At 64.1% G+C, this 11,982-nt stretch carries 9 protein-coding genes; 3 read left to right on the top strand and 6 right to left on the bottom strand.

Annotation, left to right across the window (positions count from 1 at the left end; all coding sequences use genetic code 11):
* Positions 1–10 precede the first annotated feature (10 nt).
* Complete coding sequence (locus ACIGJG_RS09295) at positions 11–1,198, top strand: BamA/TamA family outer membrane protein (protein ID WP_140949526.1); 1,188 nt, start codon at positions 11–13, stop codon at positions 1,196–1,198.
* A gap of 21 nt (positions 1,199–1,219) precedes the next feature.
* On the opposite strand, the gene ACIGJG_RS09290 is transcribed toward ACIGJG_RS09295, so the two are convergent.
* The 6 genes from ACIGJG_RS09290 to ACIGJG_RS09265 form a co-directional block, all read right to left on the bottom strand.
* The gene (locus tag ACIGJG_RS09290; protein WP_483672259.1) at positions 1,220–2,677 is read right to left on the bottom strand and encodes a PQQ-dependent sugar dehydrogenase; all 1,458 of its coding nucleotides are present in this window, start codon (positions 2,675–2,677) and stop codon (positions 1,220–1,222) included.
* 68 nt (positions 2,678–2,745) lie between these two features.
* Entirely contained in the window at positions 2,746–3,915 is a 1,170-nt protein-coding gene (locus ACIGJG_RS09285) for an MFS transporter (protein WP_011297960.1), read from the bottom strand.
* A 319-nt stretch (positions 3,916–4,234) separates the two neighbouring features.
* On the bottom strand, positions 4,235–5,944 hold the full coding sequence (locus ACIGJG_RS09280) for a CocE/NonD family hydrolase (protein WP_011297959.1): 1,710 nt from the start codon (positions 5,942–5,944) through the stop codon (positions 4,235–4,237).
* Between the two features lie 45 nt (positions 5,945–5,989).
* Entirely contained in the window at positions 5,990–7,078 is a 1,089-nt protein-coding gene (locus tag ACIGJG_RS09275; protein WP_483672258.1) for a porin, read from the bottom strand.
* Positions 7,079–7,112: 34 nt separating this feature from the next.
* On the bottom strand, positions 7,113–8,423 hold the full coding sequence (gene fahA, locus ACIGJG_RS09270) for a fumarylacetoacetase (RefSeq protein ID WP_011297957.1): 1,311 nt from the start codon (positions 8,421–8,423) through the stop codon (positions 7,113–7,115).
* Positions 8,424–8,430: 7 nt separating this feature from the next.
* Complete coding sequence (locus tag ACIGJG_RS09265; RefSeq protein WP_483672257.1) at positions 8,431–9,234, bottom strand: cyclase family protein; 804 nt, start codon at positions 9,232–9,234, stop codon at positions 8,431–8,433.
* Positions 9,235–9,422: 188 nt separating this feature from the next.
* Between ACIGJG_RS09265 and ACIGJG_RS09260 the strand changes: the two genes are divergently transcribed.
* Positions 9,423–10,139, top strand: coding sequence for a TetR/AcrR family transcriptional regulator (locus tag ACIGJG_RS09260; RefSeq protein WP_011297955.1), 717 nt, complete (start codon positions 9,423–9,425; stop codon positions 10,137–10,139).
* Between the two features lie 301 nt (positions 10,140–10,440).
* Complete coding sequence (gene aspA / locus ACIGJG_RS09255) at positions 10,441–11,868, top strand: aspartate ammonia-lyase (RefSeq protein ID WP_483672256.1); 1,428 nt, start codon at positions 10,441–10,443, stop codon at positions 11,866–11,868.
* Positions 11,869–11,982: the final 114 nt, after the last annotated feature.

Raw genomic sequence — 11,982 nt, 5'->3', positions numbered from 1 at the left:
CAATCCCCGCATGAGACTTGTGCCAACATCCGCCCGAAACCTGCTGGTTGCGCTGCTGACAGCGTTGGCGCCGTCAGTATGGACGACGGCACAGGCGCAAGATGCGCCGCCCGCCATGCCGGCCGGCGCGACGCCCGAACGCAAGCTGTCATTCTTCGATCCCGAAGACGGCATGCTCGACGCCAGCGATTTCCTGCTCAACCACAAGGGCGCGCTGCCGGTGCCGACCATCATCACCGAACCTGCGGTGGGCTACGGCTTCGGCCTCGGATTGCTGTTCTTCTCGCAGTCGATGGCGGAAGCACAGGCCAGCGCGAAGGCCTCAGGCAAAGGACCGGCGCCGCCGAACATCACCGCCGTGGGCGGCGCGTATACGGAAAACGGCACGTGGGCAGCGGGCCTCGCGCATTTCCACACCTGGGATGGCGACCGCTACCGCTATCTCGGTGCCATCGCCCAGGTGGATGCCCAGCTCGACTATTTCGGCCAGCTGAAGCAGGCGCGCGCCTATGAACTGCGCGGGACCTTCCTGGTACAGCAGTTCCTGGTCCGTCTTGGCGACACGCGGTGGTATGTCGGGCCGCGCTACGTGCTGTTCGATTCGTCGGCCACGTTCAAGTTTGGCAACGCGCAGGAGCTGGGCAGCTTCGAGAAGGACCAGCGCATCGGCAAGGGAGGCATCGTCGTCGACTATGACTCGCGCGACAACATCTTCTATCCGAGCCGCGGCAGCTATGCGGAACTCGAAGTGCAGCTGGCCCGCACAGGCTTCGGCAGCACGCAGACCTTCAATATGTACAACGCGCGCGGCTTCACATGGATACCGGTGGCGCGCACGCTGATCCTGGGCCTGCGCGCCGACACGCGTTTTTCCACCGGAGATGTTCCGTTCTACGCGCAGCCCTACGTGGATCTCCGCGGCGTCCAGAAAGGCCGCTACCAGGACCGCAACGCTGTCATGGCCGAAATGGAATTGCGCTGGGATGTCACCCCGCGCTGGTCGCTGCTCGGCTTTACAGGCACCGGCAAGGCCTACGGCCGTTGGCATGATTTCTCGGATGCCAGCAACGTTTACAGCGTCGGCGCGGGCTTTCGCTACATGATCGCCCGCAAGCTCGGCGTTTCCATGGGCATTGACGTGGCGCACAGCCAAGGGCAGAACGCTTTCTACATCCAGGTCGGCAGCGCCTGGCATTGAGCCGCATCCGGCCAATGCCACTTACGGCGTTGTGCGCTGCACGATGCGGTACACCTTGCCGCTGCCAGCCGATGTGGTCGGGTCGGCCAACACATAAATCTCGCCCTGCGCATCCATGCCGAACGACAGCACACTGCCGGGGATGGTGATGCCCCAGTCGAGCTGTTCCGCTGCCGCGTCGCGGAATGCGAACGAGCGCAGCCAGCCACTGCACAGGTCCGAATAGAGGTAACGGCCGCGTAGCGCTGGCATGGCGTTGCCACGGTACACATAGCCGCCTACGACGGCGCAGCCACCATTCGCATCGTGGTTGTATTCGAGTTGCGGCAGTGTGGTCCCATCTGGGCTGCAGGTCGGCGCTCCGAAGCAGGCCGACCCCTCCAGCCGGTTCCAGCCATAGTTCTGGCCACCGGATGCCGCTGCGGCGACATCGATTTCCTCGCGTCGATCCTGGCCCACGTCGGCAATGTAGAGCGTGCCGTCCGCGCGGTCGAACGCAAAGCGCCATGGGTTGCGCAGGCCGCTGGCCCAGATCTCGCCGCGACGTCCTGGCTGGCCAGTAAACGGATTGCCCGAAGCGATGGTGTAAGGCTGGCCCTGGCTGACGTCGATACGTAGCAGCTTGCCGAGCAGCGAGCCGAGATTCTGCGCATTGCCGGCCGGGTCACCGGTGCTGCCGCCGCCATCGCCTGTACCCAGATAAAGCATGCCGTCCGGCCCGAACGCCACCAGCCCGCCGTTGTGATTGCTGAAGTTCGGATGCGCGATGGTGAGCACGATCGTTGCGGCCGGGTCCGCGACATTGGCGTTCGATGCCGACACCTGGTAGCGCGCGATCGTGATGTTGCCGGCCGTGTCGGTGTAGTAGACGTAGAAGCGGCCATTGGCAGCATAGGCGGGATCGAACGCCATCGACAGCAGGCCGCGCTCGCCGTCGGTCGTGGTCAGTGCGGAAATATCGAGGAACGGCGTCGCCAGCATCGCGCCGCCCTGCAGGATGCGGATGCGTCCCGCGCGCTCGACGATGAACATCCGCGGGTCATTGGCGGGCGCCGTCAGGAATACGGGCATGGAGAGCCCGCTTGCGACTTCCTGCAGTGCCAGCGCGAATGGCTGCGACGTGCCGTAGGTGACCGTGACACTTGCCGTGCCGTTGCCGACGGTGACCTGTTGCGTGGTGGGCTGGGGAATGAAGTTCATCGAGTCGGCAAGCACATTGCCGGCCACCACGGTGTAGGTGCCGGACGCCAGGCCGGACAACGTGGCGCTGCTGCTCAGCCGTTGCCGGTAGCCGGCTGGCCCGCTCACGGTTACGTCGCCGGCGGCGCCCGACGGCAGGCCGTTGATGACGACGGCCAGTGCGCTGGCGGGCGGCGTGCCGAAGTTGATCGACACCTGTCCGCTGCCGCCGCAGGCTGCCAGGATGAGGGCTATAAGCAGCAGGGCGGCGTGCCGGATGGCGATTCGCGCACGTGTCATGAGCCAGCTCCCTCAGGGTCTCTCTAAGGAAGACTAGTCCACGAGAACGTGGAAATCAGATGATCACATTACGTTGTCGCCAGCGCCGGCGGCCGCCGCTGCGTGGCCACGGCAAACGCAATCTGCGCGAGGCCCGCCGTTAGCCCAAGCCCGACGCCAACCTGCCAGGCCAGCGTGTACGAACCCAGCGCGTCATACACCAGGCCACCGCCGAAGGCGCCTACAAAGCTGCCGATCTGGTGGCTGAAGAACGCCATGCCGCCGAGCATGGCCTGCCAGCGCAGGCCGAAGGTCTCGCCAATCCAGCCTGCAACCAGCGGTGCCACGCCGAGCCACAGGAAGCCCATCACGGCGGCGAAGACCAGCGTGCTCGTCGGCGTGGGTGCCGACGAGAAGTACCACGTCAGCGCCAGTGAGCGGATGGTGTAGATGCAGCCGAGCAGCAGCAGCTTGTTGACGCGCCCGCCGGCCCAGCCGAAGAAGATGCTGCCCAGCACGTTGAAACCGCCGATGACCCCGAGCGCCTTCGCGCTCAGCATCGGATCCATGCCGCAGATATCGAGGTAGGAGGGCAGGTGCGTGGTCAGAAAAACCAGCTGCATGCCGCAGACGAAATACGCCATTGCCATGACCAGGAACGGGACGTGCCGCAGCGCGGAGCCGAGGGCCTGGCGCGCGTTGTCCTGGCCGGTGCCGTGCGGCACGCTCAGCGGCAGGCGGTCTACGCGTCCGGCGAACCAGGCCGCGGGCAGCATGACCAGTGCGAGCAGCACGAACGCGGCGATGCCGGTGCGCCAGCCGAACGATTGCGCTACGACCTGGCCGATCGGCGCGGCAATCAGCGCGCCCAGCGATCCCGCCCCCGACACCAGTCCCAGCACGGTGCTGCGCATGGCGGCCGGAACCGGACGTGCCGCCACGGCCATGGAGATCGCGCTGCCCGTGCAGGCCATGGACGCGCCAATGGCCACGCCGGCGCCAAGCGTGACGCCGGCCAGGCCATGCGATGTCGCCAGCAGCACCAGCCCGACCACATAGAGCAGCGAGCCGCCCATCATCAGCGGCCGGAAGCCGACACGCGCGGCCCACGCACCTGCGAACGGCTGCAACAGCCCCCACGCCAGGTTCTGCACGGCAATCGCCACCGTGAAGTCAGACACCGAGATGCCGATGTCCTTCGTCAGCGGGGGCATGAAGATGCCCAGGCTCTGCCGCAGGCCCATGGCCAGGCTCAGCATGACAGAGGCGCCCAGGAGGATGGGGAGCGCAGGGCGGAGCGCGTCGAAGCGGGATGGCACGGCGGGATGTCTCGGGTCGTTATTGTTGTCCCGGCGGCATCTCGCAGATCGGCCTGAAGATTAAGCAAGCGCTGAATTCACCGGGTGAAGCCAGCGTAGGGGGTGGCCAGGCGGGTGTCAATGTGAAGCACAGCCGCCTGGCGGGCGGGGGCGCATGTCTTGTGCGGCTATCGGTCAGGCCGCTGCGGGTGCCGCCCATGCGCCTCACCGAAAGGCGGCCAGACAATCGCCTCCTGAATCGCTCCTCGTGGACGACCGGTCAGGTCGCCGGAATAACAGGCAGCAAGATGTGCGCCGCGTATTCACCGCCGCAATGGAGGGACGTCACGCCGCCAAATCGCTCCTGGCTCCTGTCGGCCGGATGATCGTGCAGCATCACGGAACAACCCCGCAGTTCCTTGCCGTACAGGCGGGGATGAGGGCCGGGCAGATCATGCTGGAAGTCGGAGCTGCCCACCGTCAGCACGAGCCGGTAGCCCCTCGGAAACACGAAGCAGGTTGGCCAGATTTCGACGTGGACTTCGTAGACGTCGCCAGGCACAAGCGGCCGGAGTTCGTCGTGCGTATGCACGGGCTGGTACGGCGTGGATGCCTGCCGATCCAGTTTGCGATGCGACGCCCTCAGCCAGCCCTGCGTGATGGGGGCATGGGGCTCGACGGAACCGAGCACCAGGTGTTCCTTTCCGTCCGGAGCGAAGGCGCGCACCGTCAGGAACAGGTCGGCATCGGTGGCGGTCGACGAGATATAGAGCGTTGCGGCCAGTGGGCCGGTCATTTCTGTATCGTGTTCAAACGGCGCCGTGCTGAAACTTGCGTTGCCGGTGAGTCCATCGAACGACTGCAGCGATGTGGCTTTGCCCGGTTCCGGCTGCAATGCAAGGGTGTCCGCGTTCAGATACATGCGGGTCCACGCGGTGCGGGCCAAGGGCCATTCGAATTCGGCTCGCTCGACGAATTTGTCCGTGTGGCGCACCTGCAGTTTGATGGGCGGCTCACGGTCCCAGCCGTTGTCTTCCCCCTTGAGGAAGTGGTCGAAGAACCGGCGCTGGAGCGCAACCCCATAGTCGGTATAGAACTCGGTCCAATGCTCCAGGCCGTGCATCTCCAGCCATTTTTGTTTCGATCCGGCGTGCAGGTACCCCTCGATGTTGCCGCGCATGTGCAAGCCCTGGCCGCCCCAGTTTCCGCACGAGAGCACAGGCACTTCCACGGCCGCGAGGTCGGCGCGCCTGCCGTCGAAGTAGTCCGCCGAGATAAGTTCCGAGCCGACCTGCATGGCATCGATATCGACGCGGTTGGCGATCAGTTGTTCGTCGCTGAGTTCCGCCGGTCCGGAAATCGGCACGCCGTTGTTGGGATTCACATGCCCACGGCTACCCAGGCCGTGCTGCACATTGGTCACCTGCATGGGATACCACTCCGTCATGAAAGTGTTCAGGATCCCGCCGTGCCTGACGACGTCCCGGTAGAAATCGCTGAACCCTTCGAACGGGCAGATGGCCGCCAGATGCGGCGGGCGCGTTCCCGCGACGATCCATTGGCTGGCGGCGTAATAGGACACTCCGGCTAGCCCGATCTTCCCGTTGCTCCAGGGCTGCCGCGCTGCCCATTCGATGCAATCGTGAAAATCCTGCGCCTCGCGCGGGGAGAATGAATCAATGACGCCGGGCGACCGGCCGGCGCCGCGCGAGTCCACGCGAATGCAGATGTAGCCCAGCGGCACCCATCGTTCCGGATCCGCGGTTTCCCAGTTCGCGTACTTGCCGCTGCTGCCCCTGAGGACTTCCGGGTGTTTTTCCGTGAGCGACTGCCATTGCGTGGGAAACCCGGCCTGGAAGGGCAGCCCCTTGGCGTAGGGCCCGTACGACATCAGCACCGGATAGCGGCCTTCCTCTTCCGGCCGGAAGACGTCGGCCCGGACTAGCAGGCCATCGTCCATGAGGATTTCGACATCCCAATCGATTTGCATGTCTGTCTCCTGTCTGTATGTGTCAAACGTTAGAGCGTTGGAGCGTTAGAACTTCTGGCGCATGCCCAGCGCAAGGCTGGTGCCGCTACCCTTTCCAGTGACCTTGTCGAACATCGTCAGAATGTAGAGGTCAGTGCGCTTTGACAGGGCGTAGTCATAGCCGCCGGCAAGTCCGTGGCGGCGGTAGTCCGGCATGGCATCGCTGCGCACGCGCGAAGACACCGCCGAGGCCAGGAGCCTGCCGCTGCCGAGAGGAATCTGTGCGCCGACTTGCAGCGTATCCGTCGACGTCGAGGCACCGCTCGTGCTGGTGTGGGCATACTCGGTCATGAGCCGGATGGTTTTGAAGTCATAGGACAATCCTCCGACCATGGCGGTCTGCGCCCAGCTTCCCGCGGGAAGTCCGGGACCGACCCGGGTCCTCTGAATGGCGAACGTCGCCGAGAATGGCCCGCGCTCATAGAGCAGCATGCCGACCGCATTGTTCTGCGAGTTCGTGCCTGACTGCTCGCCAAGGCTGTACAAGCCCCGGAATGAAAGCCCCGCGAATTCTGGCGAGTAGTAGCCCAGCGCGTTGTTCCATGCGGTGTCGCCGGCAATGTATCGGCCTTGCTGGGGCGTCCACAGCACGTTCTCGAGCGGGGAGAACTTGGTCGATCCGGAAAACGCATCGAAGAGCGCGGTAGCCAGGTATGTAGGATTGGCGAGCCGGCCGAGACGCACTTCGCCAAAGCCATTCTCCAGGCCAACGTAGGCATTGCGCGCAAAGAGCCCGTCGGTAGGCGCGCGTCCGTTGGCACCGGTGTCCGCAAGGAAGAATCCCTCCAGGCGAAAGTTTGCCTTGATCCCGCCGCCCAGGTCTTCGCTGCCGGTCATGCCCCAGAAGGACGTCTGCATGCCGCCGCTTTCCACACCCGCCGCGGAGCGCTGTCCACTGAGATGGGTCACGCCGACATACGCATCGGCGAGCCCATATAGTTGTGCGAGCTGCGCGCCGTTCGCATGGGCTGCACACGGCATGGCGATGAGCACCAGCGTGTACCACTTCGCCCTGGGCGGTGCGCCTTTCGGATTCCTGCGCCGGCTGGAAGCCGTGCCTTGCCTGGCACAAGCCGGCTGTCGTTCCTTGGTCAAGTCGATCTCCTCCGTCGTGGTTGCTTCGGTCTGGTCAAAAGGCAGGGGCCGCCATTACGGTCGCGTAGTTGAGGCCGAAGCCGATGCGCGCAAAGCCCTCGCGCTCGCACCCGCCACGGAACACGACCGTATCGCCATCTTCAAGAAATCCGCGTTGCTCGCCGTCGCCGATATCCACGGGTTGCGTCCCGGATACCGTCAGTTCGATCAGCGCTCCGGCCTCGCCGGGGGTGGGGCCTGAAACGGTGCCGCTGCCAAGGAGATCGCCGGGCTGCAGGTTGCAGCCGCCCACGGTGTGGTGGGCAATCATCTGACCCAGCGTCCAGTACTGGTGACGAAAGCTGGTGTGCGTCAACGTGCGCGGCTTGCGGCCCTGCGCCAGTTGGCGCGCGCTGAGGATCGCGGCTTCGAGCCGGATGTCAAACGCGCCATGCGCAGCGTTGGCGGGGGCGTGGAGGTAGTCGAGCGGCTGCGGGCGATCGGGCGCACGCATCCAACCCTGGCGATAGGGCAGCAACGCTTCCAGGGTCACGATCCACGGCGACAACGTCGTGGCGAAGTTCTTGGCGAGAAAGGGCCCGAGCGGTGGCATCTCCCAGGTCTGGATGTCGCGCGCGGACCAGTCATTGAGCAGGCACAGGCCGAAGATGTGCTGCTGCGCCGTGGCCAAAGGAATTGGCGTCCCACGGGCGTTCCCGATGCCGATCACCGCGCCGACTTCGAGTTCGTAGTCAAGGCGTTGGCAGGGTCCATACACGGGCGCAGAGTCTTGATCCATGCGGTACTGGCCCATCGGCCGATAGACCTGCTGACCACTGACATCTATCGAAGACACGCGGCCGTGGTAGCCGACGGGCAGCCAGTCGAAGTTCGGATTGACCTCGATGCCGAACTGGCGGCAGCAATTCACGGCGTGGTCCAGCGAGGTGTAGAAGTCCGTGTAGTCGCCAATACCCACGGGGACGGCGTGCTCGGCATCCGCCTGCGGCACGAGCGCTTCACGGACCCGCCGTTCCAGCAGGCTGCCATCCTGTAGCAGCGCAAAAAGTCCATGGCGCAGGGCCTGCCAGGCTTCCGGCCCTTGCTCAAGCAGGCCATTGAGCGTGGGTACTGCCGCAGCGCGCATGGCGTTGGCGACACGGTCCTGCAGTCCGGGAAGCGACTCGAGCGCGGCCAGGTCGACGATCTGGTCACCGATGGCTACGCCGCCACGCCACGTTTCAGCGCTCCCTTTGCGCCGGAACACACCAAGCGGCAGGTTTTGCAGCGGGAAATCGGTGCCTGCAAGATTGGCCGAATCCAGCCAACTGCGGCGCGATGCATCATGCGTGTGGTTCAGTTCCATGGCGATTTCACGCAGCGTTGAGGGCGTCGTCGAAGATGGCCACGGCACGGGTCCAGCCCGCCGAGGCGCCGCGAATCTTGTGAGGAAAACACGAGATGTAGAAGCCGCGCGCCGGCAGCGACTCGAGGTTGTGCAGCTTCTCCAGGTGGCAATAGCCGATATTGCGGCCCGCCTTATGGCCTTCCCAAATCAGCGAGGCATCGCGCGTCCGCGCATACCTTTCCGCGGTATGTGCGAACGGCGCGTCCCAGCTCCACGCGTCGGTGCCGGTCAGGCGGACGCCGCGCTCGAGCAAGTACATGGTGGCTTCAAAACCCATGCCGCAGCCCGACGAGACATAGTCGGCGTGGCCGTAGCGCTTGCCCGCACGCGTATTGACCACCACGATTTCCAGCGGCTTGAGCACGTGGCCTATGCGGGCGAGTTCGGCCTCGACATCGTCGGCGGTGACTACATAACCGTCGTCCACGCCGGTGAAATCGAGCTTCACGCCAGGCTGGAAGCACCACTCGAGCGGCACCTCGTCAATGGTGATGGCGCGTTCTCGTTGCCCCAGCGATTCGTTCATGGTGCTGTGGAAGTGATAGGGAGCGTCCAGGTGCGTGCCATTATGGGTATTGAGCTGGACGTGCTCGATCGCCCAGCCTTCGCCGTCGGGGAGGTCCGACGGCTGCAATCCCGGGAAAAAGCCCGTCACCTGCGCGGCGGTGGAGCGATGGGACAGGTACTCTATCCGTGGGCCAAAACCGGGCGGGTCGGAAACGACGTCGTTTTCCAGGTAGATCGAGAGATCGACAAAGTGGCGGGGCATGGTGCGTCTCCGGTGTTTGGCCAGGCGTGGGCTGCGCCTTTGAGTTTGACTGACTGTACGATCGTACAGTACCAGCTTTGGCGAACTGTACGCTCGTACAGTCAAGCGGTGCACTGGGGTAAACGCGGGTGCACGAAGACGTGATGTGAGGTTCGCTACAATGGCGCGTCCAGAACGACGGAGGCAGCATGGAAGGCAGGGAAGCGCGGAAGTCAGCGGCCGGGGCGCGGAGCAAGGCGCGCAAACCAGCGCAGGAGTCGCCGGTACCTGAGGCGAGCAAGCGCGAACGCGTGCTCGATGCTGCGGAACGACTCTTTGCCGAGGGCGGCTTCGACGGCGTGTCGATGCGCGATATCGCGGCCGCCGCGGATGTCGGCCTGCCGCTGATCGTCTATCACTTCGAGACCAAGGGGAACCTGTACCGCGCGCTCTTCGAGCGGCGCAAATCGGTGTTCGAGGCGCGCGTGGCGGCGCTGCGCGAACCGCTGGCGGACGGCGAAGATCCTATCGAGCACATCGCGCGGGCGTTCGTCGAGCCTGTGATGCGGATTCAGGAGACAGAAGGCGGCCTCGCCTATGCCAAACTGGTCGCACGCGAAGCCTCGGATCCGAAGGAGGTGGAGCGTGGCATCGTGGCCGACTACTTCGACCCGTTTGCCGTTGAATTCGCCAAGGCGATCCGCAAGGCGCTGCCGGGAAACGGCACAAGCTATCCGCACTGGGCCTATCTGTTCGCCGTCGGCGCGCTGGTCATGAGTGTGTTCGACAGCCGCATCGAGCGCATCTCCGCAGGCAAGGTCAAGGCCGGCGACACGCGGCGCAAGTCCGAGTATCTGGTGAGTTTTATTGCGGCAGGGATTCGCGCCGGTGCAGAGCCGAAACCATCAACGCGTGCGAATTCCTGAAGAGATCCGCGCTGGTAAACGGGAAGCCGCGATACCACGTATGGGCAGGTGACCAAGCCACTGCGGAGGCGCCTGGTAATCCATTGCTACAGACGTAATACGGCGAAAGATTGAAAGCCGAAAGTTCATCGCATCCGGCCCCGGGTATTAGCGCCAATAGCAGCACTTATGCGATTTGCGCATAAACCTGCCTCGACGTGCCGCAGGCCATGAAATCTCGGCATTGAACGTAGCGGTGGAGCAGCCGATTCCCTAGACTTCTGAAGGAAAGCTGAAGCCACTTTACGCGAGGAGCGCGACCATGACTGCCGGACCCTTCAGAACCGAACATGACCTGCTGGGCGACCGGGAAGTCCCGGCCCAGGCTTACTACGGTGTCCACACCCTGCGCGCCGTCGAGAACTTCCCGATCACGGGCACGCCAATTTCCATCTACCCGGAACTGATCAAGGCGCTGGCCGCGATCAAGCAAGCCGCGGCGCAAGCGAACCATGAGCTTGAGCTGCTAGACCAGGCACGCTGCGACGCGATCGTCGCTGCCTGTCAGGAACTGATGGCCGGAAAGCTGCACGATCAGTTCGTGGTCGACGTGATCCAGGGCGGCGCTGGCACCTCGACAAACATGAACGCCAATGAGGTCATCGCCAATCGCGCGCTCGAGCTTCTCGGGCATCAGAAGGGCGAGTACCAGCACCTGCATCCGAACGAACACGTCAATATCGGCCAGAGCACCAACGATGTCTATCCGACCGCGTTGAAGGTCGCGACATGGTTCGGCATCCGTGGGCTTGTGGAGGCCATGGCGGTACTGCGCCGGGCGTTCGAGGCGAAGGCCGAGGAGTTCGCCCACATCATCAAGATGGGCCGCACGCAATTGCAGGATGCGGTGCCGATGACGCTCGGCCAGGAATTCAGCACCTATGCCGTGATGCTCGGCGAAGACGAGGCGCGCTTGCGTGAAGCCGCGATGCTGATCTGCGAGATCAACCTCGGCGCCACCGCCATTGGCACCGGCATTACCGCGCACCCATCCTATGCGCCGGTGGTGCTGCGGCGGCTGCGCGACATCACTGGCATTCCGCTTGAGACAGCGCCAAACCTGATCGAAGCTACGCAGGATTGCGGCGCCTTCGTGCAACTGTCCGGCGTGCTGAAACGCGTTGCGGTGAAGCTTTCAAAGACCTGCAACGACCTGCGGCTGTTGTCGAGCGGCCCGCGTGCGGGGCTGTGCGAAATCAACCTGCCGCCGATGCAGGCCGGCTCCAGCATCATGCCCGGCAAGGTGAATCCGGTGATCCCCGAAGTCGTGAACCAGATTGCCTTCGAGGTCATTGGCAACGACGTGACGGTCAGCTTCGCAGCCGAAGCCGGCCAGCTGCAGCTCAATGCGTTCGAGCCGATCATTGCCCACAGCCTGTTCAAGAGCGTCAGCCATCTGCGCAACGGTTGCCTGACGCTCGCCGAGCGTTGCGTCAAGGGCATCACGGCAAATGCAGATCGGCTGCGGGCTACCGTCGAGAACTCGATCGGGATCGTCACGGCGCTCAACCCTTACATCGGCTATGCGAACGCAACAGCCGTCGCGCAGGAAGCCCACGCCACCGGCGGCAGCGTCTATGAGATCGTGCTGCGCAAGGGCCTGTTGTCGAAAGAGGAGCTTGACCACATCCTGCGGCCCGAGACGCTGACACAGCCCGTGCCGCTCGATCTGCATGGGAAGTCGCACTGAAAGATTGGGGCGGCAACTCTGTCTTCTCATTTTCCGCCACCAGCGGTATTTGCCGCCGCCGGTATACCTCCTCGCGCCGCATTCTATTCCCGGATCCGGATTAATAAAAATCCG

This window comes from Cupriavidus sp. C1SS-2L (assembly GCF_057073735.1).
This window is presented reverse-complemented; position numbering and strand designations above follow the sequence as displayed.

Coding starts and splice junctions, on each gene's coding strand:
- ACIGJG_RS09295 (WP_140949526.1), top strand. CDS start 11: ATGAGACTTGTGCCAACATCCGCCCGAAACCTGCTGGTTGCGCTGCTG.
- ACIGJG_RS09290 (WP_483672259.1), bottom strand. CDS start 2,677: ATGACACGTGCGCGAATCGCCATCCGGCACGCCGCCCTGCTGCTTATA.
- ACIGJG_RS09285 (WP_011297960.1), bottom strand. CDS start 3,915: ATGCTGAGCCTGGCCATGGGCCTGCGGCAGAGCCTGGGCATCTTCATG.
- ACIGJG_RS09280 (WP_011297959.1), bottom strand. CDS start 5,944: ATGCAAATCGATTGGGATGTCGAAATCCTCATGGACGATGGCCTGCTA.
- fahA (WP_011297957.1), bottom strand. CDS start 8,423: ATGGAACTGAACCACACGCATGATGCATCGCGCCGCAGTTGGCTGGAT.
- ACIGJG_RS09265 (WP_483672257.1), bottom strand. CDS start 9,234: ATGCCCCGCCACTTTGTCGATCTCTCGATCTACCTGGAAAACGACGTC.
- ACIGJG_RS09260 (WP_011297955.1), top strand. CDS start 9,423: ATGGAAGGCAGGGAAGCGCGGAAGTCAGCGGCCGGGGCGCGGAGCAAG.
- aspA (WP_483672256.1), top strand. CDS start 10,441: ATGACTGCCGGACCCTTCAGAACCGAACATGACCTGCTGGGCGACCGG.